29 protein-coding genes are annotated in these 24,416 nt (G+C 37.4%); all 29 read right to left on the reverse strand.

The window, feature by feature from the left end:
* Positions 1-3: 3 nt before the first annotated feature.
* Positions 4-297 carry a phosphoribosylpyrophosphate synthetase gene (locus RM549_RS16530; protein ID WP_311686819.1) on the reverse strand — a complete coding sequence of 98 codons (294 nt, stop codon included), beginning with the start codon at positions 295-297 and terminating at the stop codon, positions 4-6.
* A gap of 1 nt (position 298) precedes the next feature.
* A complete protein-coding gene (locus RM549_RS16535; protein WP_311686821.1) occupies positions 299-943 on the reverse strand; it encodes a hypothetical protein in 645 nt (214 codons plus the stop codon).
* Complete coding sequence (locus RM549_RS16540) at positions 940-1,833, reverse strand: ribose-phosphate pyrophosphokinase (RefSeq protein WP_311686823.1); 894 nt, start codon at positions 1,831-1,833, stop codon at positions 940-942. Before RM549_RS16540 ends, RM549_RS16535 begins: the two co-directional genes overlap by 4 nt.
* Before the next feature lie 10 nt (positions 1,834-1,843).
* Positions 1,844-3,346 (reverse strand): thymidine phosphorylase family protein, encoded by a 1,503-nt coding sequence (locus RM549_RS16545; RefSeq protein WP_311686825.1) that lies wholly within the window; start codon positions 3,344-3,346, stop codon positions 1,844-1,846.
* Positions 3,322-4,743 carry an MBL fold metallo-hydrolase RNA specificity domain-containing protein gene (locus RM549_RS16550; RefSeq protein WP_311686827.1) on the reverse strand — a complete coding sequence of 474 codons (1,422 nt, stop codon included), beginning with the start codon at positions 4,741-4,743 and terminating at the stop codon, positions 3,322-3,324. The genes RM549_RS16545 and RM549_RS16550 overlap by 25 nt, the downstream gene beginning before the upstream one ends.
* Before the next feature lie 32 nt (positions 4,744-4,775).
* Entirely contained in the window at positions 4,776-5,051 is a 276-nt protein-coding gene (locus RM549_RS16555) for a hypothetical protein (RefSeq protein WP_235329179.1), read from the reverse strand.
* A gap of 41 nt (positions 5,052-5,092) precedes the next feature.
* Positions 5,093-5,935 carry an ATP cone domain-containing protein gene (locus RM549_RS16560; protein ID WP_235329181.1) on the reverse strand — a complete coding sequence of 281 codons (843 nt, stop codon included), beginning with the start codon at positions 5,933-5,935 and terminating at the stop codon, positions 5,093-5,095.
* Positions 5,932-6,768 carry a universal stress protein gene (locus tag RM549_RS16565; RefSeq protein WP_311686830.1) on the reverse strand — a complete coding sequence of 279 codons (837 nt, stop codon included), beginning with the start codon at positions 6,766-6,768 and terminating at the stop codon, positions 5,932-5,934. Before RM549_RS16565 ends, RM549_RS16560 begins: the two co-directional genes overlap by 4 nt.
* A gap of 33 nt (positions 6,769-6,801) precedes the next feature.
* Entirely contained in the window at positions 6,802-7,791 is a 990-nt protein-coding gene (locus RM549_RS16570) for a 2-hydroxyacid dehydrogenase (protein ID WP_311686832.1), read from the reverse strand.
* Between the two features lie 61 nt (positions 7,792-7,852).
* A complete protein-coding gene (locus RM549_RS16575; RefSeq protein ID WP_311686834.1) occupies positions 7,853-9,070 on the reverse strand; it encodes an MgtC/SapB family protein in 1,218 nt (405 codons plus the stop codon).
* 34 nt (positions 9,071-9,104) lie between these two features.
* Complete coding sequence (locus tag RM549_RS16580; RefSeq protein ID WP_311686837.1) at positions 9,105-11,450, reverse strand: glycosyltransferase; 2,346 nt, start codon at positions 11,448-11,450, stop codon at positions 9,105-9,107.
* A complete protein-coding gene (locus RM549_RS16585; protein WP_235329207.1) occupies positions 11,447-12,517 on the reverse strand; it encodes a glycoside hydrolase family 130 protein in 1,071 nt (356 codons plus the stop codon). Before RM549_RS16585 ends, RM549_RS16580 begins: the two co-directional genes overlap by 4 nt.
* 10 nt (positions 12,518-12,527) lie before the next feature.
* Positions 12,528-12,878, reverse strand: a complete 351-nt coding sequence (locus tag RM549_RS16590) for a phosphomannose isomerase type II C-terminal cupin domain (protein ID WP_121344443.1) — start codon at positions 12,876-12,878, stop codon at positions 12,528-12,530.
* 11 nt (positions 12,879-12,889) lie between these two features.
* The gene (locus RM549_RS16595) at positions 12,890-13,861 is read right to left on the reverse strand and encodes an ATP-dependent 6-phosphofructokinase (RefSeq protein ID WP_311686842.1); all 972 of its coding nucleotides are present in this window, start codon (positions 13,859-13,861) and stop codon (positions 12,890-12,892) included.
* Between the two features lie 27 nt (positions 13,862-13,888).
* Positions 13,889-14,950 carry a class I fructose-bisphosphate aldolase gene (locus tag RM549_RS16600; RefSeq protein ID WP_235329212.1) on the reverse strand — a complete coding sequence of 354 codons (1,062 nt, stop codon included), beginning with the start codon at positions 14,948-14,950 and terminating at the stop codon, positions 13,889-13,891.
* A 12-nt stretch (positions 14,951-14,962) separates the two neighbouring features.
* On the reverse strand, positions 14,963-15,976 hold the full coding sequence (locus tag RM549_RS16605; RefSeq protein ID WP_300440155.1) for a type II glyceraldehyde-3-phosphate dehydrogenase: 1,014 nt from the start codon (positions 15,974-15,976) through the stop codon (positions 14,963-14,965).
* A 19-nt stretch (positions 15,977-15,995) separates the two neighbouring features.
* Positions 15,996-17,351 (reverse strand): APC family permease, encoded by a 1,356-nt coding sequence (locus RM549_RS16610; RefSeq protein WP_311686848.1) that lies wholly within the window; start codon positions 17,349-17,351, stop codon positions 15,996-15,998.
* A 7-nt stretch (positions 17,352-17,358) separates the two neighbouring features.
* On the reverse strand, positions 17,359-18,714 hold the full coding sequence (locus tag RM549_RS16615) for an NAD(P)/FAD-dependent oxidoreductase (protein WP_311686850.1): 1,356 nt from the start codon (positions 18,712-18,714) through the stop codon (positions 17,359-17,361).
* A gap of 22 nt (positions 18,715-18,736) precedes the next feature.
* On the reverse strand, positions 18,737-19,198 hold the full coding sequence (locus RM549_RS16620) for a universal stress protein (protein WP_311686852.1): 462 nt from the start codon (positions 19,196-19,198) through the stop codon (positions 18,737-18,739).
* A gap of 12 nt (positions 19,199-19,210) precedes the next feature.
* Positions 19,211-19,921: a lycopene cyclase domain-containing protein gene (locus tag RM549_RS16625; RefSeq protein WP_311686854.1), complete on the reverse strand. Its 711-nt coding sequence runs from the start codon at positions 19,919-19,921 to the stop codon at positions 19,211-19,213.
* 4 nt (positions 19,922-19,925) lie between these two features.
* The gene (locus RM549_RS16630; protein ID WP_311686856.1) at positions 19,926-20,726 is read right to left on the reverse strand and encodes an AlbA family DNA-binding domain-containing protein; all 801 of its coding nucleotides are present in this window, start codon (positions 20,724-20,726) and stop codon (positions 19,926-19,928) included.
* Positions 20,727-20,815: 89 nt separating this feature from the next.
* Entirely contained in the window at positions 20,816-21,091 is a 276-nt protein-coding gene (locus RM549_RS16635; protein WP_300440171.1) for a DUF5676 family membrane protein, read from the reverse strand.
* An 18-nt stretch (positions 21,092-21,109) separates the two neighbouring features.
* Entirely contained in the window at positions 21,110-21,328 is a 219-nt protein-coding gene (locus RM549_RS16640) for an SHOCT domain-containing protein (RefSeq protein ID WP_311686859.1), read from the reverse strand.
* A gap of 17 nt (positions 21,329-21,345) precedes the next feature.
* Entirely contained in the window at positions 21,346-21,564 is a 219-nt protein-coding gene (locus RM549_RS16645) for a heavy-metal-associated domain-containing protein (protein WP_300440176.1), read from the reverse strand.
* A gap of 10 nt (positions 21,565-21,574) precedes the next feature.
* Positions 21,575-21,811 (reverse strand): hypothetical protein, encoded by a 237-nt coding sequence (locus tag RM549_RS16650; RefSeq protein ID WP_300440179.1) that lies wholly within the window; start codon positions 21,809-21,811, stop codon positions 21,575-21,577.
* 33 nt (positions 21,812-21,844) lie between these two features.
* A complete protein-coding gene (locus tag RM549_RS16655) occupies positions 21,845-22,447 on the reverse strand; it encodes a WG repeat-containing protein (protein ID WP_311686862.1) in 603 nt (200 codons plus the stop codon).
* A 171-nt stretch (positions 22,448-22,618) separates the two neighbouring features.
* On the reverse strand, positions 22,619-23,200 hold the full coding sequence (locus RM549_RS16660; RefSeq protein WP_311686864.1) for a helix-turn-helix domain-containing protein: 582 nt from the start codon (positions 23,198-23,200) through the stop codon (positions 22,619-22,621).
* A gap of 177 nt (positions 23,201-23,377) precedes the next feature.
* Entirely contained in the window at positions 23,378-23,794 is a 417-nt protein-coding gene (locus RM549_RS19545; protein ID WP_432264721.1) for an HYC_CC_PP family protein, read from the reverse strand.
* Between the two features lie 252 nt (positions 23,795-24,046).
* Positions 24,047-24,211, reverse strand: coding sequence for a hypothetical protein (locus RM549_RS16665; RefSeq protein ID WP_311686866.1), 165 nt, complete (start codon positions 24,209-24,211; stop codon positions 24,047-24,049).
* Positions 24,212-24,416: the final 205 nt, after the last annotated feature.

Here is a 24,416-nt window from a genome sequence, read left to right on the forward strand (position 1 = left end):
TTTTTATCTTAATTTTTTTCGCATTTCTTCTGAAATGTTTTCGGCATAGACGCCATAGGCATCTACCAGAAGTCCTTTAATTCCATCATTGGAGGATATAGCATATAAAATGCTATTATCGTCGGTACTGCTCATTCCTTCAAAGCGAAAGGTTTTATCTACTTTAAAATCTTCAGGCCGGATTTCAATTTTTAGCGAAGCACATTCCAAGCATTCAGGCTTCAAATTGAAATCGTAGGGATAATCGTTTGCCTGTAAATCGTTTATGGCTTCTGAAAGTGTGTCGTAATTGTTCATTTTATTTATATGTCATTGTAAAATAACTATTATCTTCCTCTGTAAATTTCTGAAAGGTCAGTAAACCTTTTTCATTTAATTTTTCGTTGACGGTATAGTTGAGTTGCTTGATGCGAATTCCCCACGCATAGGCCTTTATATTGATTTTTGAATTAATCTTGTTTTTGTTGCCCTCAAATATTCGGTCGTAAATCTTTATGATGCTTTTTGAACCAAAAAAATCCAACAGTCCCGAATCAAAAGTCATTTCCAATTCTATATTTTCAAGGTTGTCCAAATCGTAGATCTCTTTAAATTTTTCAGAGGTGGTATTAATTTCGGTCTCCTTTGATTTTGGATTGGAAAACGGGAAAGCCATTACCACTACACTTGCTTCATCAGGCCTACAGCGATAGGTTGTGGTGTATTTATCGGTCAATTTTTTGTCTTTATCAAACAATTCCGTAACCACCTCAATTTCATAGTATCCATTTTTCTTTATTGTTTCACCCGCTTTGAAAGTTTGTTTATTTAAAAAAGTGCCATTTTCATCAAAGTTTTCCCGAATAACAACTCTGCCTGAAAGCTGCCCAATGAGCATTTCAGTTTGTCCAGTCATTGTGATGCTGAATAAAGTGATTAGTACTATTAAAATTCGACTTCTCATATATGGTGCATTAATTTCTTTACCTCTTTTGCCATAATATCGCTTAAATCTATGCCATTGGACCGATGCGGAATGGTATTGCAGGTAACTATCTTTTCTACTCCGGAATCCAATAAATCTTGATAGGCATTACTTGAAAAAACCGCGTGAATACCAACACATATCGGTGGTTTCATTCCTGCTTTTTTCAGATGTTGTACGGTTTCAATCATTGTTCGCGCGGTGGAAATAATATCATCTACCAAAATGGGTGTGGCATTCTTGTACTTATCCATATCAGGAACAGAGACTTCCACGTCACGGTCGCCGTGACGTACTTTTTGTAATACCGTAAAAGGTGCGCCGGCATTTTTAGCGACTTCAGAAACCCATTGTTCACTTTCCGAATCAGGCCCTATAAGTACCGGGTTATCGATGTTTTCCTTTATCCATTCTGAAATGGCATCGGCAGCGTGAATTACTTTATTTGGAATTTGATATACTTCCCCTAACGAACTAATTCTGTGCAAGTGAGGGTCAACCGTGGTAAGGCTATCTGCAAACCCAGAAATCAGTTTTCCGAAGAAACCAGAAGTAACGCCTTCACCTTCATTAAAGACTTTGTCCTGACGCATATACGCCAAATAGGGCGCTACCAAACAGGTGCACATCGCTCCCAATGATTTGGCCGTGTGGCTTAAAAAATATAGTGGCAACAGTTTCTCGTCTGGTTCGTTCAAGGTGCATACCAGTACCACACATTTATCTTTAACATCAGATAATATGCGCGCGTATGATTCCCCATCCGGAAAATTGCGCAAAATGGCTTCGCCCACGTCGGCATCCATTTTTGTAGCCAACAGTTCTGTGAGTTTTTCATTTCCGGGAAGACTGAATAATATTGTTTTCATAGTATGTTTTTTAAATTATAGTTATGATGTCGTTATGGTTGTTTTTATATTCCAAGGCATAGTTAAGTTCACCTTTGGATTCAGCATATATGGTATAAAGCAATTGGTTCTCCTCAATGGGTTCTCCCAAATGAACATTTAGAAGGATCCCTGCCGCTTTAGATTTAGGCGCACCTGATAGTTTTGCCAGTTTTGCGATTTTTCGGTTATCAATTCTTTTTAAAAACCCTGACTTTTCGGCTGTAATTTCAATGTTATAAGGTGCTAAAACTGGTTTTGAAAATTGACCTTGCGCCTTACAAATGGCTATGAATTTTTCATATGCTTTTCCAGATTTGAGAATTTGATGTGCGGTTTCCAAACCCTTTCCTTTATCTACTTTTCCAGAAAGTTCTAATAGTTCAGCAGCTAAAAGCAATGCTCTTTCTGTTAAGTCTTTAGGTGCATCTTCCTCATTTTTCAAAACTTTTAATATATCAATGGCTTCTAAAGTTGGACCGATACCCCTTCCAACAGGCTGCGTGCCATCCGTAACTACAACTTTTACATTCAACCCAACAGCAATTCCAACGGTTTCCATATGATTTTTTAGTTTTTCTGCCATTTCGGTACTACGAACCTTGGCGGTTTCCCCCACGGGAATATCAATGACCACGTGTGTGGAACCTGCCGCAGCTTTTTTAGAAAGTACAGAAGCAATTAGCTGACCTTCGCTATCGATATCCAAGGCTTTTTCAATTTTAATGAGCACATCATCGGCAGGACTTAACTGTGCTGTACCGCCCCAAACAAAACACCCGCCTTCTTTTTCTACTACGGTCTTTATTTCCTCGGAAGAGAGCGTAACATTGGTTAGTACTTCCATTGTGTCTGCTGTGCCTGCTGGCGAAGTGATTGCCCGTGAGGATGTTTTTGGCATAGTGAGCCCATACGCGGCAACAATGGCAACTACCAATGGCGTTGTTCTATTGCCAGGCAATCCACCAATGCAATGTTTATCAACCACAATTTCTTTTTCCCAATTTAGTTGCTTACCAGAGGCAATCATCGCTTTGGTGAGGTCGGATATTTCCTCAATATCCATTCGGTCACCAGCACAGGCAGTTATGAATGCCGAAAGGTGGATGTTGGAATAATCGCCTTCAACGATATCGGTTATGATGTTGTTATAGGCCTTATAATCCAGTTTTTGATTATAGATTTTAGCCCTGACGTGGCTTAAGGATTCAATAGGTTCTAAATGGGAAACATATAATGTATCGTTTTGGGAAACATTCAGTTTTTTCGCAGCAGCATCTGATAGTCCGATTTCATTGGGCCACAGCATACCTGAATTTATAACGTTGAGGCTTGCAACGATTGAGGAATTTGCATTGGATATCCTAATACGGGTCAAAGCTTCAAAACCTTCTGAAATACAAACGTGGCAGTCTTCCCGCATATACACAACATTTTCGTTTTGGGTATAGATTCCGAGATGTTTATATTTTAAGATGTTTGAATGTTGGTCCATACTTCCTTATTTAATGGGATTTGTTCTATTTCTTCTATATTATATAATTGCGGGATTTCTGCATCCCACCCATAGGTTTCCTTAATGCCCTTTTGTAATGCTTCTGCACTCTCTTTTTCACCGTGTACAATGAAAATACGTTCGGGTTGGATTTTTATTTTGCTCAACCAATCCATAAGTTCAGCGTGGTCTGCGTGTGCTGAAAGACCTTCAATTTCCGCAACTTGCATTTTAAATGGCACCCATTTTCCATAGACTTTTAGTTCTTTCTCACCTTCCAATAATTTTCTACCTCGTGTGCCTTCAGCTTGATAGCCTACAAAAAGCAAGGTGTTATTTGGATTTTGTGCCTGTGTTTCAAGATAGTTTAGCATTCTGCCACCAGTGAGCATTCCGCTTCCTGCAATCACGATTTTTGGTTTGTTGTCTGTTCTTAACTCCATTGTTTCCCGATAACTGCTAACGACCGTAAAGTGTGAGCACATTTCGTCACATTCGTTATCTTCCAATCTGTGCCAATCACGAGTTCTATGAAACAGTTCCAATACGTTGGCACCCATCGGACTGTCCATAATCATTTGTACTTTTGGAATTTTGTTCTCCTTGAGTAATTTCCAAAAGATGAGCATCATCAGTTGGGCACGCTCTACCGAAAAACTGGGGATAAATAAGCTGCCACCTCTATCAATGGTTTCGTTGACCAATTTTTCAATCTGCGGAAGTGCTTCTGCTTCATCTGGATGAAACCTTCCACCATAAGTGGATTCAATGAAAAGTACATCCGCTTTTTTTGGCTTTAAGGGTGGAAACAGTAATAAATCGTTTGTTCTACCGATATCACCTGAAAAAACGAAACGTTTTCCACGTATATCTAACTCAATGTATGTGGCACCAAGGATGTGTCCGTTGTATTGAAACCTCGCTTTCACATCTTTGAGAATGGGTAGCCATTGCGAGGTCGGTACTCCTTTGAAGTAAGGGATTGTTTTTTCTACATCTTTTACATCGTAAAGTGGTTCAGCAGGATTATGTTTGGAATAGCCTTCTTTATTGGCACGTTCGGCTTCCTGTTCCTGTATTTTGGCACTATCGTTCAATATGATTCTTGCTATATCCAAAGTGGGGTTGGTACCATAGATGGGTCCATTAAAGCCTTGCTTTACCAATCTCGGCAGATAACCTGTGTGGTCCATATGGCCGTGGGTGAGCAAAACAGCATCAATATCAGCAACATTAACAGGTGGGTACTCCCAGTTTTTAAGGCGTAATTCCTTTAGCCCTTGAAAAAGTCCGCAGTCTATGAGTATCTTTTTATCTCCTGTATCCACTAAATATTTTGAGCCGGTTACTGTGCCTGCCGCTCCTAAAAAATGGATGTTTATTTTATTTTTTTTCATTGGTATCTATTTAGGTTGTTGTACTTAATTTACTACAAGAGCTGCTCCCCAAATTTGTGACCACCGCAGCAGGAAGGTGAGTTTCCTTTATCCTGGTCCGATTTATATAGTAGTACTATTTCATTATATAGATTGCGCGAATCTTCTTTTATAAGAAGCGCTAATTTTTTTACGGATTTAGGCTCTGGGTTTACCATATCTAATAATATTTCCAGTGCTTCTTCAAGTAGTTTTGAGTCATCTTCCAATGCCTGGTAAAATGGTTCTAAATCTATGTTGCCCTGTTTTTGCAATTCTTCAGTTTTCATTTGTATTATTTTTAAAAATTAGTAATTATTCATTATTTGAATTAATGGGATCTACATAATTCTCTTGAATCTTCGAGTATCTTATTTTGCCTTAGCTTACTGATACCCATTTGTTCCAAAAAGTCTGGATTTTCGTGTAGCTCCTTGCAGAGTATGATGCCTTGATCCAATAATTTTGTTTTTTCAGCTTTGGTAAGTGTTGTTAAAGCGGTTAAGGGATGTAGCCCCGATTTATCTATTCTGTCCTTGAGACCATTTCCTCTTGGATAATCCCAACTGGTCATAAGCATTCCAACACATTTCCCGTACTGAATGGCATCGGTTGTGAAACGCGTATTGGTGTAAACCCCGCCTTTATGAAGTTTAGCCTCGTGACCTTTTTGGTGTTTCCATTGCTTTTCCACGTCCAAAAACCGTGAATGGATATATAATGGGATTTTTACATTGCAAAACCTGCCTTGGTCACTATGGTATTTACATTCAATCATATAATGTTTATTTCCTTTTTGCGCTATCACATCCACTTCGTGCTGAACGCAATTGCCTTGAACTATGACACCAACCTGTGTTGAAAATCCTTCGTGTGCCAATAGTTTGCCTACTAACTTTTCAAATGGGAAGCCAGAAGGGCCTAATTCCATCAGGGCTTTTTTGAGTTTGTATTTTGAAGCACTTACTCTCGACTTACCTTTTAGCATTTTAAATGCCATTTGATATATTTTTTTGGTGGTAATGCCTTCATATAATTGGTCTTCAACTTGTCCTATTATTTGCTGAATCAATTCTTCACTTGCTTGCGAACGTCTTAATGAATTGATAAGTTTCTCCACATCAAAAGCTACCACATCTCCTGAATATTTTACTATGTTGATTGGATGTTTCATTTTTTAATATGTATGGTCATCACAGGAAGTTCTGAATGATTAGTTACACCTTCGGCAATACTTTTTGAAAATAGGCTCAAAAATCCTGTACGGCCGTGGGTACACATAGCTATCAAATCGGCATCATTATACTTTAAGTAATTGTTTATACCCGTTTCTACAGCAGGTTCGTTATATACATTCATTGAGTACTTCTCCAAATCCGGAAACCTTTCCAGGAACTTCTTAAGGGGGTTCAAACCCTGTTCAATACTATTAAAATCAGTCTGTGTATTGACCCTTACTAAGTGGATATGTGCACCGCATTTTTTAGCAATAGAAATAACCTGCTTAAAGGCTTCACTCACATCTTCCAGAAAATCTGAAACAAAAACGATATCTTTAAAAGGAAAGGATACTTCTTTGTTCTTCACCACAATTACGGGCACATCTGCTTTTCTCACAATTTTCTCAACGTTGCTTCCCAATAATTCCCTTACACCGCCTTGCGTACCGCTACTTCCCGTAACTATAAAATCGTGATGAAAATGCCCGGAATGTTTTAAAATATTGGCCTGGCCTCCATCAAATTCCAGAAAAGTCCTGCATTTAAGTCCTTCGCGTTCCGCTTTTAACCCCAGTTCCCTCAAATCGGCTCTTGCGCTACCTATTTGTTGAACCGTTTGCGGATATCTTTTTTCTTTCTCCTTATCCAGGTTTATCCAATCTACCGGTGTGTTCATTAAATGGAAAAAATGTATTTCTGAATTGTACAGTTTTGCCATTTTAATTCCAAGTTCTGCTGCCTTGTTACAGTTTTCAGAAAAGTCTGTTGGTACGAGTATATTTTTCATCGATTAAAAATTTTATTTGATTATTCCTTTTATTTAATAAACTTCATTCACAGAAGGTATTTGCTTTTCAAAACAATCCAGGTTATAGATAGTCGTTTCTGCAATATTGGTCAATGCGGTTTTGGTTAAAAAAGCTTGATGACTTGTTATTAGCACATTATTGAAAGTCATTAACCGCGCAATGACATCGTCTTGTAAAATATCTTCGGAATGGTCTTCAAAGAACAATCCTTCTTCTTCCTCATACACATCGATGCCGAAATACCCTATTTTTTTCGTCTTTAGGCCTTCAATAACCGCTTTGGTGTCGACAAGTCCTCCACGACTTGTATTTATTAACATTACACCAGGTTTCATAAGCTCAATGTGTTTTTTATCAATTAAATGTTTTGTTGATGGTGCCAGTGGTACGTGTAGACTTATAATATCGGCCTGTTTGCAAATTGTCCCACAATCTGTATAGCGCAGACCGTATGATTTGATAAGGTTTTCATCTTCAACTATATCCTGTACAAGGATGTTACAGCCAAAACCGTGTAGAATTTTGACCAATACAGAACCGATTTTCCCTGTACCTATAACACCAACTGTTTTTCCGTTTAAGTCGAAACCTGTAAGTCCGTTCAAAGAAAAATTTTGTTCACGTACCCTATTGTGTGCTTTAATCAGTTTTCGGTTTAACGCAAGTATCAAAGCCATTGTATGTTCTGCAATGGCATAAGGTGAATAGGCTGGGACACGAGCCACTTTAATTCCTAGTTCTGATGCTTTTATTAAATCGACGTGATTGAACCCTGCCGAACGTAATGCGATACATTTTACGCCAAAAGCATTTAATTTTTCAAGGATATGCGCCGAGGCATCATCACCTGTAAAAAGGCTAACGGCTTTAGAGCCTGTAGCGAGAATAGCTGTTTCTTCGGTCAAACGACTCTCCAATAGCTTTAATTGGTGTGTGCCATTATTGGCCTTTACCAGATAAGGTTCTTCAAACTTATGTGTACTGAATACTGTTGTTTTCATTTCACTTTTTTTAATTTCCTAACTGTATTAAATTATATACTAACACTACGATTACAACAGTTCAAAAAATTAGCATCACGAATTTTCCGTTTTTTTTAGAACCTTTGAAATAGGTAATCCCTAGTTTTACAATCATATTGCTTGTGGTTGCTGTTAAAATGACATTGGTGGCCAGCGTGAATTTTTCTTCCAATGACCCAAATTTTGCCATACTAATAGTTATCGCATCCGTATCTGCCAATCCTGCGATTAGGGCTGAATAGTATAAACCGCTTTCGCCAAAAAATTGATTTCCATAAAAAACTGCAAACAGGATGACCACATAGATACCACCAAACCCAAGAGCGTTCCAAATATTGAGCGGACTACCCAGATTGATAATTGTTTTTGTGACATCTGTATCCTTTTTGATAAATATGAGTGCACTAATCAAACAAATGAGTGTAAATATGGTAAATGGAATAGCTAAATAAGAAAGTATGGCACTATTGAAAATATAGGCCAGAATTGCCAGTCTTGGAAACAGTATGGCAGAAGCTATGATGATGCCAGCTGCATATTTTTTTGAGAGCTCTGGCGATTCCTTACTTCGGGATGCATAAATCCACGCCACTGCGGTACTTGAAATCAATCCGCCTAAAATTGCTGTGAGCAGAATACCACGTTTAGAACCTACATATTTTACAAGAAAGTAGCCGATGAAATTCAGAAAAAAGACAATCACTATAATTGCTCCTATCTCAAAAGGGTTAAGCAATCCTTCCGGCCCATAGTCTTGATCTGGTAAGAAAGGCAAAATAAGAAGCGCAATAATTGAAAACTTAATAAAGGCAAAAAGCTCTTCTGAAGTAATATTTTTTATGAATGTATTGAAGGTGGCTTTTAATGATATCAGAGTAACCACTATAACTGCGGTGGCAACTGCTTTCTTATGCAAATGATTGGCAACCATAACACCTAAAATCAGCGTAGCGAACAATGCCATATTAGTGGTTATCCCAGTCATTACGTGTTTTTGCACAACAGAAAGATGACTAAACGTCAAAAACAAGAGAAATGCTGCCGAAATAATAATGACCAACCAAGGTGTGTAAGCTGCGGTAAGGTTGCCTAATATAAAACCGATGATTGCGACAATTGGGAAGGTTATTATCCCTGCAAAACCGTGTTCTTCCTTCAACTTGTCGTACTCACCTTCCAATCCAAGGGTTAAACCTATACCCATACTAATAAATAATCCAAGGATAAATGGGTTGATATTTTTAAAGGCCTCGGTCATAACTACTTTTTTATTGCTTGGTTTGATAAAATCGCTAACTGTTTAATACATTGCGTTCTATTTTTAAACTTTTACCGATGCACTTTTCTTGCATGATCTTTCTGCCACGTTTTGAAGCCGAGTCCATCTTTAAACTTAAATCTGATTTATTTTCTTTAAGACCAACCTCCAAAGGGTAACCCTCAACAACTAAACGCGCCATTAAGTAGCACAAGCTGGATTCCGCACCTTGATTTATATTAATATTTTCTTTTTCAAGACCATCATAACAGGCACCATTAACAGGGTTGTACATAATTTGCTTGAGATGGTTATTGCCTAAAAACCAACTAAATGCGGTATGAAGCTGTTTGGAGTATTTCTTTTTATGGGTAACTCTACAGAATAGGTCCAATGAAAGAATGGTATAAGCCACCTCAATGGGTTGTTCGCCGTGAAAGGTTCGTTTGTTTCTTTTGTGAAACCATCCGTCATTAGAAATGACTTTAATTTGCCCTTTCATAAAATATTGTGATAATAAAAAGTCAAAAGTAGTTTCGGCAACGTCCTTGTATTTTTTATTTTTTGTGATTAGCCAAGCATAAAAAAGCGCTTCTGGCAATATACTATTGGCATAGGTCAGGTAATCTTCAAACCATTCCCATTTTTTATCACTGGAAATATTAAAAACGCGCAAGAGCTCCTCAGCCAATGTATCTGCTAATTGATTATATTGGGTTTTAGGCTCATTTTCTTGATAATAATAGAGTCCTTTTAATATAAAACCAATGGCTCTTGGGGATTTGAAATCCGCTACATTTCGTATGACGTTTTTAAAACAGTTTTCTGCTTTGGCTACTAAACTTTTTGGCAGGTTTTCTGTAGCAGACAATACATAGCCAAGTGCCCAAATGGCCCTGCCATTGGAATCTTCCAGGTTCACTTCGGTATTCTGATTGGTAAATTGCTTTTCATAATCCACATAATTATAGAACAGTCCATCGTCCTGTTGACAAAACACAATAAAGTCCATATAAATTTCAATTAGTCGCAGGACTTTGTCATTTCTTTTTTTCTTATAATACATAAGCATTGCTATAAGAGCCCTTGCATTATCATCAAGTGTATAACCAAAAGACGTATCCGGGACACTAAAATTTGAAAATTGAAGCATCCCAAAGTCAGTAGTCATATCTTCAATATGGTCTGTTTTTATGGGTGGTAAACTAAAATCCAAAGAATTATTATGTTGCAAATAATCCTGAAAAATACCGGAATAGGAAATGGCTACATTTTCCCAACTAAAAGCACGCATTTTAAGAAAAGCATTTTTTCCCATTGATGTTGCTGTTAGCGGTTGTTCCAACAAATCGATAACAGCGTTACTAATTGCTATGGGATCTTCAAAATCATTCAATAAAATACCAGTACTGGAATCAAGGTATTCTTTAGAATGGGGAATAGGTGTTGATATAACAGGGTTTCCGCAACTCATGGCATAAGCAAAAGTACCGCTAACGGCCTGGTTGGGATCTTTAGATGAGAATAAGTAAACATCGGACAAGGATAGGTATTCCAACAATCTGGAAAGTTCCAAATAATCGTTTATAAAAATGACATGGTCTTTAATATCTAAATCATCGACTATTGTTAAAAGTGCATTTCTATATGATTCGCCTTCTCTCTTTATTATATCAGGATGTGTTTTGCCTATAATCAGATAAACTGTGTTAGGGAATTTTTGGAGTATTTTTGGCAATGCACGAAGTGCTGTTTCTATATTTTTATTCTCACTTAATAATCCAAATGTGGAGAGTACATTTTTATTTTGAAAGCCATATCTATTTTTAAGCCGTTGTTTTTCTTTCCATAGTACAACATGGGTGCCATGGGGTATGACAGCTAATTTGTTATTATCAATATGATAATCACTTTCTAATATTTCTGCGGATTTATTGGTAAGAACGATCAGTTTCTCGGAAAGATCACCCAACGCTTGCACTATTTTAGTTCTTTTTTCATCTGGATAGGGAAGAACGGTATGAAACACACAAGAAATAGGGATGTCTAACTTTAGCAGAAAAGCCACTAAATGGCCACCGTAGTCACCTCCAAACAGCCCAAACTCGTGTTGTACACAGACCATCCCAATATCGTCCCTTTCATTTAACTTATTAGCTACTTTGAAAAAGGAACTTAACTCTTGGGCATCTATTTTATATTTAACTTCCTCTGGATAATCATTAGCGTCGCAGTACTCATTTTCCAGAGCACAAACCTCGATCTCTATGGTTGAGCCAAAGCATCTTTTCAAGGCCCGTATCAAATCTTGTGAATAAGTAGCAATACCGCACTCGCGGGGAGGATATGAGCAAACCATTAAAATTCTATGATTTTTCATGATATAGCTGTTTTTTTTAATTCATTCAATAATAGTTGTAGGCTTACTTTAGCTACCGCCGTATGTTTGTCGGCCGCTCCATAATAGATATGAAGGTCGTCCCCGAACAATGCGGTCCCGGTAGGAAATACTACATGATCTACAACACCAAGCAGTTCCCATTCTTCGGTAGGGGAAAATAAGGGATAGGGCAATCGCCCAATTACTTTTATAGGGTCTTCAATATCCAGTAACGCAGCGGCGGCGTGATAAGTCTTTCCAATGTGGGTTTCACAAACTCCGTGGTAAATCATCAGCCAACCATCCTTTGTTTCTATGGGAGGGCATCCGGCACCGAGATAATTCACTTCAAAATCGTAGAACGGATCTATAAGAATATGATCGTGAAGGTTCTTTATATGATTTTCCCAAAATTCTTTGGTAAGGTTTTCCCACTTTTCAAACTGTACTATTTGTATTCCTGGCCATATACGGTGGAGCATTACAAATTTACCGTTGATTTTTTTGGGGAACAGGACAATGTCCTTATCCCTCAGATACCTATGTTTTTCATCTGCCAATCCAATTTGTGCAAACAAGTTGTAGTAATAATAATACTTTGGATTCAATCTTTCCTGATTACAATGCTCCAAATGGTATTTATATTCTTTGTAGGTAATGAATGGTGTGATTATCCCCTTTTTCTCAAAATGTTTCAGGTCTTTTGAAGTTGCCAAAGCACCCATGGCATTGAACCCGTCATAAGCTGTATAAGTTAAATAATAGATATCTTCAATTTTAACAATACGAGCATCTTCCACACCATGTTTTTCATAATCAAAATCACGAGTTATTAACGGGCTTGATTTCCTTTCTATGAGATCTAAATGCTCATTGGTTTTGGCATATCCAATGGTAGAGTAATTGCCATCTTCCACCGCACGGTAAAAGATATGCACCTCTTCACCTTCTTGAAATATTCCAGGGTTTAAAACCCCATTGCTCTCAAATTTCAATTTAGTGGGACTGAGCAGTATCCCTTTTTTCTCTATGGGTATTCTGGTATTAATTTGATGTGTATGTTCCATATTGTAATATTTATTTGGGGTCTTCCCTGTTGTATTTGTCCTTTAGCCTGACAATATCGTTTTCATCAAAATTTCCAAAAGCAATTTCAAGTACACTTACAGAAGAATCAGATGTTTTTATTTGATGTACGGTTTCCTTCGGGATAAAAAATTCGTCCCCTTTATGGCCAACTTTGGTATTGTCGCCAATTACGAAAGTTCCCGTTCCATCTATTACTCTCCAGAATTCTTCCCTGTTATGGTGAAACTGTAGACTTAGCTCTTCGTTTGGATTAACCGTAAGTATTTTTACGGTGCTAATCTCGTTATGGGTAAAGCGTTCAAAGTTTCCCCAAGGTCTTTCCTCTATGTATGTTTTCATTTTTCTCGTTTTTATTTTCCAAATAGTTCTAAGAGTTCGTGCAATTCTTTATTGACCTGATGTTGTTTGACCATTTCATTAAAAGGGGTTAAGTGCAATTGATTGTTTAAAATCCCGACCATTACATTCTTTTTACTTTGTAAAAGTGATTTTACGGCTTCCACCCCAAGCCTAATACCCAACATCCTATCTAAAGCAGAAGGATTTCCACCACGCTGTACGTGCCCAAGTTTTGTAATTCGTAAATCGACATTGGGGTTGACTTCCTTTATTTTTGAAGAAACAAGTTCGGCACCTATTTCATCGCCTTCTGAAACCACGACAAGAAAAGCATCTTCGCTATCGTAATTTTTAACCTTATCCAATAGATAAATAAAGTCCTTTCCACTCTCGGGAATTAAAATGGCATCTGCTCCTGTGGTAAGTCCTGAATGAATGGCGATGTAGCCAGAATCCCTGCCCATTACTTCCACAATGAATACCCGATTGTGAGATTCCGCAGTGTCCTTTATTTTATCAATATTCTCAATGGCTGTATTTACTGCGGAATCAAAACCAAGGGTATAATCTGTTCCTGAAATATCATTATCTATAGTACCAGGAATGCCGATAAACGGAATGTCGCATATTTCTGAAAAAGTAAGTAGTCCTTTAAATGTGCCATCGCCACCAATGGCAATCAGGGCATCTATGTTATTTTCCTGTAGGTGTTTCAAGGCCAATTTCCTGCCTTCTATAGTTAGAAATCTCTTACTTCTGGCAGTCTTAAGTAATGTTCCGCCCCTATGCACCATTTTTTTTAAGTCACTGCTCTTAAGAGGTGAAAAATCACCATTAATCATTCCCTCGTAACCTTTTAGAATCCCGGTAATTTTAATCCCATTTATCTCTGCCACTTTAGCAATTCCATATAAGGCCGCGTTCATTCCCGGCGAATCACCCCCAGAAGTAAACAACCCGATATTTTTAATTTTCTTATTCATGGTTTTTATATCATTTTTAAAAAGAGTTTAAGCTACCGATATGCTTTTTTCCAAATAAACTTGTTGCACGGTTTGCAATAACTCAATCCCCTTATTGAAAGGTTTTTGAAATGCCTTTCTTCCCATTATCAAACCAGAACCACCAGCTCTTTTATTGATGACGGCAGTTGTTATCGCCTCAACTAAATCAGATTCACCTTTGGACCCACCTCCTGAATTAATCAGTCCTATTTTGCCCATATAGCAGTTTGCTACTTGCAATCGACATAAGTCAATAGGGTGGTCGGTTGTGAGGGTTTTATACATTTTATCATCATATTTTCCAAATCCTATCTCTTTGAAACCAAAATTATTGGTGGGTAATTTTTGTTTGATGATGTCTGCTTGAATAGTAACACCCAAATGGTTTGCCTGCCCGGTTAAATCGGCAGCTGCGTGATAATCTTCCTTGTTGGTTTTAAATGCCTCGTTCCGTGTATAGCACCATAAGATGGTGGCCATTCCCAAATTGTGGGCTTCTTCAAAAGCTTCAGCAATTTCTTTAAACTGTCTGTTACTCTCCGCTGAACCAAAATAAATGGTAGCGCCAATAGCAACCGCTCCCATATCCCAGGCCGATTTTACCTTACCAAAAAGTGTTTGGTCATATTTATTTGGATAGGTGAGCAACTCATTGTGATTAATTTTTACGATAAAAGGGATTTTATGGGCATATTTTCGGGCGTTCAAACCCAAAACCCCAAACGTGGATGCCACACCATTACAACCAGCTTCAATAGCAAGTTTTATAATATTTTCCGGGTCAAAATAATCCGGGTTTTTATAGAATGAAAATGCTGCGCTATGCTCAATACCCTGGTCCACAGGAAGGATACTTAAATAACCACTTCCTACCAGGTTGCCGTGATTGTATAATTGGGAAAGGCTACGAAGAACCTGTGGATTACGATTACTTTTCAAAAATACATTATCGATAAAGTTTTTGCCAGGTAGCTGTAATTCATCTTTCGTAATTTTTTTACTAACGTACTCAAGGTAAAAGGAAGCTTTATCCCCTAAATGATCTACTATGTTTTTATATGTGTCCATAACGCTTATTTTTTAATTAATTCCCAAGGTTTTATTTGTTCTGGTAATGGATTTTGCCCCATCCATTTCAATTCCGGTAAGTGCCCTAATGGCATCTATGGTCTCTGGTATAACAATGGCTTGGTTATCGACTACATAAGCGTAAAAAAGTTCGTCTCCCTGTACTTTCAGCATATCTTCCCAAAGAGCCACTTCGTACATATCGCCCCACGGCCTTCCCATATCCAAGAACATTTCCTTAATGGTATTGTTAGAAACCAGACCCTGGTCATATTGAATTAATTTAATACGGCTCGACGTCTTGAAGGCTTTTAGCACTTCTTCTTTATTCGCTTTTTTCTTTAATTTCACATTCCAATAATGCATATGGCTTAAGGTTTCGGGTACCTTTACCGCTGCGGTGATGACATCCAATTCTGGATCTACACTTTTAGCATCTGGACCTTGATGGCTTGGGATATCTTTTTCGGGAACCATTGTATTCATAATACCACCTAAATGACTTTCCCAGGGATCTGTAGCTCTTCTTAAGAGGGTTCCTCTGGCATAATCCAATAAATCGGCTCTTTTTAAAGCGGTCAAGGTTCTTAAAATAGACGTAGTATTACAGGAAACCACTCTTGTCGCATTCAAGTTTAAAGCCGATTTGTAATTATTTTCAGCACTAAAGGAATGACCTGTAGTTTCGTGTTTTTCACCTCCTTGTACAATAAATTTGATGTTTTGCTCCTTGTAGATAGCTACATTTTGAGCGGCAATCTTTTTGGGTGTACAATCAACAACCAGGTCTGATTTCTTTAAAAGCTCCTGTAAATTTCCTTTTACTGAAATTCCTTCGGATTTCATTTTACCTTCAGCTTCCTGGGTAGCTGCATAAATATCGTATTCCTTTCTTACGGCATTTTGAATTCGCCAGTCGGTAATGATATCGCATACTCCCGAAAGCTTCATATCTTCTTGTAGGTTGATGGCATCTGCCACCCTTTTTCCAATGACTCCGTAACCTATAACTGCTACATTTTTCATATAAATTGTTTTTAATTAATTATGTTTTATTGTTTTTGTCACTTGTATTCTTCATTCCCATCGGCATATTACCTTCATCGTCTGTATGTGAAATCATAAAAAGGCGTTCCGCCACAAGTATTAGAACAATCCCAATTGCCGCGACAATAAGAACCAAAGGATCGTTCAGATATTTTATATAAATAAAGGCCGAGAGTACTGCAACATCCAGTATAATGGCAATCACGGGGATAATTGGTTTAAAATCCACTTCTTTTCTAAGATTGCGGAAAAGCCCCCAATGAATTGCGATATCCATAACGAGGTAAAATATAGCCCCAATGGATGCAATTCTTGTTAAATCAAACAGGATTGTCAATAAAATGGCAAGGGAAACGGTAAATATGAGTGCCGGATTCTTTAAACTGCCAAATTTGGTCAAGGAAGGCACCTGTTTCATATTACTGAGCATCGCCAACAGGCGTGATGATGAGAACACACTGGCAATGACCCCAGAGACCGTGGCTATTATGGCAATACCAATAGTAATCCAGGAACCCCATTCGCCAAAAACAGGTCTTGCTGCGGCCGCGAGGGCATAATCTTTTGCCGCAATAATTTCGGGGATATTTAAACCTCCGGCCACAGCCAAAGCCAGTGCTACATAGATGAGCGTACAGATAAGAATAGAAATAATAATGGATCGTCCTAGATTTTTATGTGGATTTACAATATCCCCACCTTGGTTAGTGATAGTGGTAAAGCCTTTATAAGCAAGGATAGATAACGCCAAAGCGGCCACAAATCCGAAGCCTTGTGGTAATGTCTCAGTATTTTCGGGAATATAGTTTCCCGTAATACCGGCAAAACCTGAAATTGCAAGGCCGGCAATAGCTAAAATTGCTATTCCCACTACCTTTATAACAGCGGTAAATGTCGCGGTGGCACCAATAACCTTATTGCCCAGGATGTTCACTATATAAGCAACAACAATTAGCCCAACACCCAGGGTAGAGGCATAACCTGCATAGGACTCGGGAAATAGTCTCAACGTATATGCTCCAAAAGTGCCCGCCACCAGACTTTCGGAAACTACCATTGATACGTACATCAGCAAAGAATAAAACCCTGTTGTTGTTCCAGGTCCATAGGATTTGTTAAGGAATTTAACCACACCTCCAGACGATGGAAAAGCATTTGAAAACTTGACATAGGAATATGAGCTAAAACCCACCACAACAGCACCTGCAATAAATGCAATGGGAAATAGATCACCCACCAACTCTGCTATTTGCCCCATAAGGACAAATATGCCAGCACCAATCATTACACCAGTACCAAGAGATATGGAACCTATTAAGGAAAGCTTATCGTTTTTATCTGTATTGGTTTTCATCTTTAAATTAATTCTTCGTGTGATTAATTAATGATTTTGGTTTAAAATTTCTAATAATTAGACGGTTGCTCTTCTCGTAAGTGAAATAGCTTACTGCCCAATTAAAACCAACCATCAATTTGTTTCTAAATCCGCTTATGGATATTAAGTGTACTACTGACCATAAGAGCCAGGCGAAATAACCTGTAAATCTGAACTTGCCCAAATCTGCTACTGCCTTACGCTTTCCTACGGTGGCCAGGGAACCTTTGTCTTTATAGTAAAAAGGTTCTATGTGTTTGTTTTTCATAAGCTTCAACAAGGATTCGCCAAGATATTTGCCTTGCTGGATTGCTACCTGCGCCACTTGTGGATGCCCTTTGGGTGTTTCTTCAGAAATAAGCGCAGCTATATCACCTATGGCAAAAACATTTTTAAAGCCTTCTACTTTTAAATAGGGATCGGTTTTAATCCGGTTGCCTTTTACCACGTGTTTTTCATCGACACCTTTTGGGAATTGACCTTTTACGCCAGCTGTCCAGATGAGATTTTTTGCTAAAATTTTCTTTCCGCTTTTTGTAGTAACCTCTGAACCGTCATAGTCACTTACCGACTCATTGAATAGTACTTTTACATTCAAGCCTTTTAAATACTTTAAAGTTTTTGATGATGCTTTGTCTGACATTGTACTTAACAACTCGTCAATAGCTTCTATTAAGTAAATGTTCATAATGGAAGCAGGGTATTCTGGGTAATCTTTGGGTAGAATATATTTACGGAATTCAGCTAAAGCACCTGCCATTTCCACGCCAGCAGGACCACCTCCAACGATAACGAAATTTGTTAGGGCATCCCGTTCATCATCATCACAGGTAATCGCTGCTTGTTCCAGATTTTGCAACATCATATGGCGAATGTTCAGGGAATCGCGAATATCCTTCATCCCCAAACTATTTTGGGCTACGGAATCCATCCCAAAAAAATTGGTGGTCGTACCAGTTGCAAGTACCAGATAGTCGTAGTGGACTTTTCCTCTGGAAGTTATTAATATATTTGATGAGGGTTGAATTTCCTCGACTTCGGCCAAACGAAATATTACATTCTTATAACCACTAAATTGTTTTCTGAATGGAAAAACAATACTGTCTGGCTCCAAAGCACTCGTGGCCACTTGATAGAACAAAGGCTGAAACTGATGGAAGTTGTTTTTATCAAACAATACAACCTGCACCTCTTTGTGTTTCAGTTTTTCAACCAATGCCAGACCTCCAAATCCTCCACCAATGATAACTACGCGAGGTAGGTCAGAATCTGGAAGGCAGATATCATCCGTTACCTTGCAGGCAGATGGCAATATTTTCTTATGTGTGTGGCTATCTTTCATTTGTTAGTTGTTCATATAGCATTCACCCTTCATCCTTATCTCTTGCAATAAGTACCGAGCATTTGGCGTGAGTTGCTAGATATTGTGAAACGGAGCCAAGTAAAAATCGTGAAAATGCTCCCTGCCCTTGAGAGCCAACTACGATTAAATCTGCTTTCCAATCCCCGGCTTTTTCGAGAATAGCACTTTTGGGCAATCCACTCACTACGATGGTAGTTATGGCGAGTGCTTCATTTTTGCTCTTAAGGACATCGCTGGCTTCCGAAACAATTTTATTCCCTATTTTTTTGGCACCGCTTATATATTCTTCGAAGTAATTGTTCAGGCTTCCGCTCGTGGTCATTAATTCTGGGCCAATCATCGCGGGAAACTCATATACATTTATGATGCAGATTTCAGCATATGATGGTAACATCATTTTATTAATTTCATCCACAGCAGCTTTGCTAAAGTCTGAACCGTCTACTGCCAATAGTATTTTCATAATTTGAATGTTTTAGTTGGTTGAAATTCCTTTCGATTTTATAAGTTTTCGCCAATACAGGTGTTCGTACAATCCAGACCAGTACATTCCAAAAGTGAAGGCAAACAGTAATTCTTCTATGGGCACACCCAAGAAGAGAATATGGGTCAGGTTATCGAGGTTCCAATACAGCTCCACATATTGAGGATAGAATGGAAGGATACTTCCGAAATAAATAAAGTACAATACTGTAAACAAGATTCCCCCAACCCAAATCTTCTTATTCAAATCAGGACGACAATAGAGTGTTGCCAAGGCACCTATAAACAAAGCGATAATCCCACAATAAATGTGGTTGAGCGATGTGAATAGGGCGAGTATGAAAAAGACCAAGGAAGGTATAAAAAGTATATAAATATGTAGCTTATGTCTCTGGTGACCACGCTCGTTATGCGGTATTTCAACGAGGCTTCGCTTAAAAATAAGGTTGTAGAGCACCGTGCCAATCCCGCCAATAGCAAAAGAAAAGATAAGGCTCTCTATGTCAAAACCTGTTTGTTCTGCTAAATTGAATAAGGAGGGCGGGAACCAATATTCTGGCACAAAAAAGGGTTCTGTTAATCCAAAAGGCATTGTTATAAGGCTCATTTTGAGCATCTCTTTTCTTGATTCTTTTCTCAACAGATAGATGACTGCCCAAAGCGCAAGAATTATAAGTGACCATATAAACCAGACGTATTGCATACTCTTATAATTTTCTATTTTCTAAATAATTAACAGCTTCCTTCACTGTCAAAGGATACGTAGCATTACCCGTCCGAACATAAAAAGTGGTGTTTTCAGTATCACTTACATAAATTGGTTTTTCAGAAGGTTCAATATTTATTACGCACACCTCCTTTTCATTTAAACCATAAAATAAAACCTGATTGCTGAAGCAAGCCTCGTGGCCCAACTGGGTAGAAATTATTCTAAAAACTTCACGTTCATAACCATCCCTGTTTTTGTGTTTGAGTGTCTTGAAATCATTCTCCAAGCCTAAAATATTTCCATCATCATCTACACCAATAATTAATTTACCGCCCTTGGCATTCATAAAACCTGTGATGGTTTTGGCAATGACCAGTTCCAGTTCTTTATTGGTTGTTTTACGGTAATAATCATACCGTATCGAAGACTTGAATTCTACCCGTTCATTTTCGCCCGACTCAATTAATTCTTCAATATCACGAACAAGCAGCTGTTGTTGTGTTCCAATGAGTTCATTTTTCCTTTTAAGGTTTATCCAAAACAAACCAGACAGTAGTCCCAAAAGACCACCTAAGAGCGTGAGTAAACCACCCATTCCACTCATATCAAAAGTGAAAGACTCTAAAAATCGAGTTTTTAAAACATCTTGAAACAGGGAAAACGAAAACACTGTGTTACTATATTCAAACCAATAGAGCACCATTGTAAAAGGGTGTACCAGGAAATAGAAAATGCCTGCCCAAATTAATACTTGAACAGCTATTGTTTTAATATTTCTAAGAGGTTTCTTACTCTGCATTATTAAGGATTTAAAACTTATTTTATATAGTTATATTCTAATTAAAGAGGTTTATTGCCAAATGCTTTTTAAATTTCCCTGATAAAAAATTATCCCTTTTTAACTTGGGCGTTATAAAATGCTGCAATGCACGCTCCAATTAACCAACCTAAAATGAAGGTTTGAACAATACCGAAAAATGCTTCCAATAGGGGAACGTCCATTCTTATAATATTGCTTGTGTCCAGACCGTGTAAAAGACTATTGAAAAATATAATCGTTCCTTCTTGTCCCGCTGTAGCCATCACGATCATACAGCCCAAATAAATCAAAGCTCCAGTAAGACCGAGGGCAAAACCAAATTTTTTTACGTTCAATCGATACATAGTTTGTGTGTTTTTAGGTTAGTTATCTGAGTTTATTAATTTTTTGGATTCTTCAAATTCCTCCTTTGAGATTTCACCTTTAGCAAACCTTTTTTTTAGGATATCCAATGGCTTTTCTTCTTTTGTTCTTTGGTAAGGAATATCTGTTGGGATAAAGAAAATCCATATAATAAATGCTAACCAGATAAACCACCAAATAAGGTGCATACCTCCAAAAGTTCCGTCGTAATAGTGCATAGTGCTGAGTTTTAAAGTTATTTTTTAATTTCTTCAATAGTATAGCCCTCCAGGTTGTCTAGTTGCTTTTGTAGTTCATCAACTGTTAGGGTTTCCTTCATTGTGATAATTGTGGCTCCTTTTGGGTTCAGAAAAACTTCTGTTTTTTCCACAGCTGGGAGCGCCTCTAAAACTTTCTTAACCCTGTTAACGCATCCGCTGCAACTGATGCCATTAATTTGAAATTTTCGTTTCATATCTTAAACTTTAGTGATGATGATCTCTTTTTTCACCCTCTTTTTTGTTCTTCTTATTTAAGTTCTCATCAGATAATCCGTGCGTATGGCTCCCGTGTTGCATTGGCATTAGCAGGTGTATGGCGAACATTATTATAATGAATGCAAAAAGCCAGGTCCCGCCTCCAATCCCAATTGAGGGAGCTAAAAAGATGAATAACAAGGGAAGCCCGCAACCGAGGACCATCCATAACCAGTGATTTTTCATTGTTTTTTGTTTTTGAAATTGATAATATCTGTTTTAATTGATTTTTTTAATCCTCCATCCCTTATTATTGTTCCTGATTGCTATTAGATTGTCAGAAATAAATTTGGAAGTAATAGCTGGGGTATCTTTTAAATATTCTTTCGAAAGGGTAATGTGTATAGGGTCTTCAGTTAAATATTGACCTATTTCCCCATTCGTATTAATAATTACTTCGAAATAATGGTAATTCACTACATTTTTCATCAGTACATCATTACTGCCAAGATTTTCCTTAACCAATTTCAGTGCTATAGCTGCATTTTCTTTAAAATTGGTGGCATTTAAAAACTGCGGTTCAATAACTGTTTTTCCAGATTTATCTATGTACCCGAAATACGAAATACCATTTTTTTTGTGGACGATCAGGGATCTTTCCTCACTGAATACCGGATAACTTGCATTACCTGTTTTGGTAGGCACAAGGTCATCCCGGTAATTTATTACCAGTGTGCCTTCTTTGTCAATAAACCCCCATTTATCCCCTTTTTTAACCGCTGCAATATCATTATGGAACGGTGAGATATAATCTACATTTTCAATGTTTTGAGCGAATCCTATAAAAGGAATTAATAAAATCACGATTAATATTTTGTTCATAGTTTTAATTTTTTGGTTAATTCTTACTTTTCATCATTCGAAGGGCCTGAAACTGGCTTGTGAAATAATTGTGGGGTTATCAACACAAGCCGTTAGGAGATGTCCAGGCTTAAATTGAATGTAAACCTACTTGCTTTTAAAGTGTTTCATCTTCATAATCTTCTTTCTTATTTATATAATTTCATCGTAAAAGTTTCTTTTCCAATCTTCTGAATTTTTATAATCCGTCATACTCATTCCCACGATTTCTTTAAATTGTCTTGATAAATGGTTTATACTGCTGTAATCCAGCATATATGCTATATCTGAAAAAGAATACTGCTTTAATTGAATAAATTCCTTTACCTTTTCTATTTTCAGTTTTATAAAATATTTTTCAATGGTGGTATTTTCATTTTTAGAAAACAGCTTGCTCAATATTTTATAATCCTTGTGAAGGGTTAAAGACAGATGCTTTGAAGTATTTACTTTTAAATGGAGGGGCAGTTCAGTAAGCAGTTCTATCAGAATGATTTTCATTTTTTCAACCAGCATATCTTCTTCACTTTGTACAATTTCAAAACCATTAGAATGAAGAACTTTAGTTACATTTTCAGTAATATTCCTGTCCGTTTTATTTGATGCTTCCACTAATAATTTACCCAATTCCAAAGAGAGCACGATAATCCCAAGCTCTTCCAGTTCCTGTTTTATAACTTTTAGGCAGCGGCTACATACCATATTTTTTATCCAGAATTCTTTCTGTAAATCCATAGTCTCATTTTTGATTGTTAGAATATTCCTTATCCTAACAAAGGTTTTTAATTTGCTATTTAGCAAATAGTTAACAGTGTGGCGTGATCAGGAATGGGCGCACCCGTTGTAAGCCTGTGCGAAGTACTGGGCCAACACGGTGGTGCAGGTTAATCAAAGAACCTACTTAGAAAGAAATCAAATTAAATATACCTCGTGGAGTACCTGAAAGTCTTTTGGTATGAGGGATGGATCATAATTTAAAAAAGGGACAACATTTTGCACAAGTCCCTCGAATAGATTTATGTAAGCGTAAAAAAATGTGTGCCGGAAAACCAGATTTTGATTCTCCATTTTAAATGTAGTTTTTTGAAGATTATCACTGCCTTCTTTCACTATAGATTTATTGTCACAGCATCCTTTTTTTTCGAACGAACATTTTTTTGAAGGATTGGTTTGAGCCTGAAGTGCAGCGTCACAAACCTTTGCTTTAGTAAAAACAGCCATATCCACGAGCTTATTGCAACAGTAATGCATACTCACAGTAAAAGACGAGGTAGCGAACATTACCGCGAATATTAAAGAGACAGCTATTATTTTTTTAAAGCTTTGCACAGTACGGATCTAAAAAAATTAACAAATATTAACTTTTACTTTATATAAAGAATATTTTCAAACTTAATAAGGAAAAGCCAACTTAAATATGACGATTATCATATTTACTGATAATTTTTAAACGGTTTTGTTTAAATAATTAACTAAAACTACAACATAATATTAATTTTCACAATTAGAATTATGGTTTTTAGAATAGATGAAAGTCATTTTAAGATAAGTAAAGAAAATGTCAGTTATACAGGATGTTAATTAATGCATAGCCACCACTATCGCTAAATAGACTGCCAGGACGAATATTCCAATAAATGCTATAATAGCGATGATTTTATCTTTAACGGTTATCCTAGAAGAAGATTTTTCACCACTTCTTAAATTTTTACGATAGCTTTTTCGGTGTCTTTGGTATGTTTTCATGATCCCTTCTTTTTTCTTTAGGGCTATCTATTTTCCCGAATTATAGAAGCCTTCGGGGTTAAAGTTCGTGTTTACTTTCTTCGCCGGTCTTTACTTTGAAGAGCTGCTCCACTTCAGAAACATAGATGATCCCGTCGCCCTTTTCGTGGGTCCTCCCATGTTCACTTATAATCCGATTAACCTCCGTTTGCGTTGTTTGCACTTG

The organism is Autumnicola patrickiae (assembly GCF_031846525.1).
GTDB lineage: Bacteria > Bacteroidota > Bacteroidia > Flavobacteriales > Flavobacteriaceae > Autumnicola > Autumnicola patrickiae.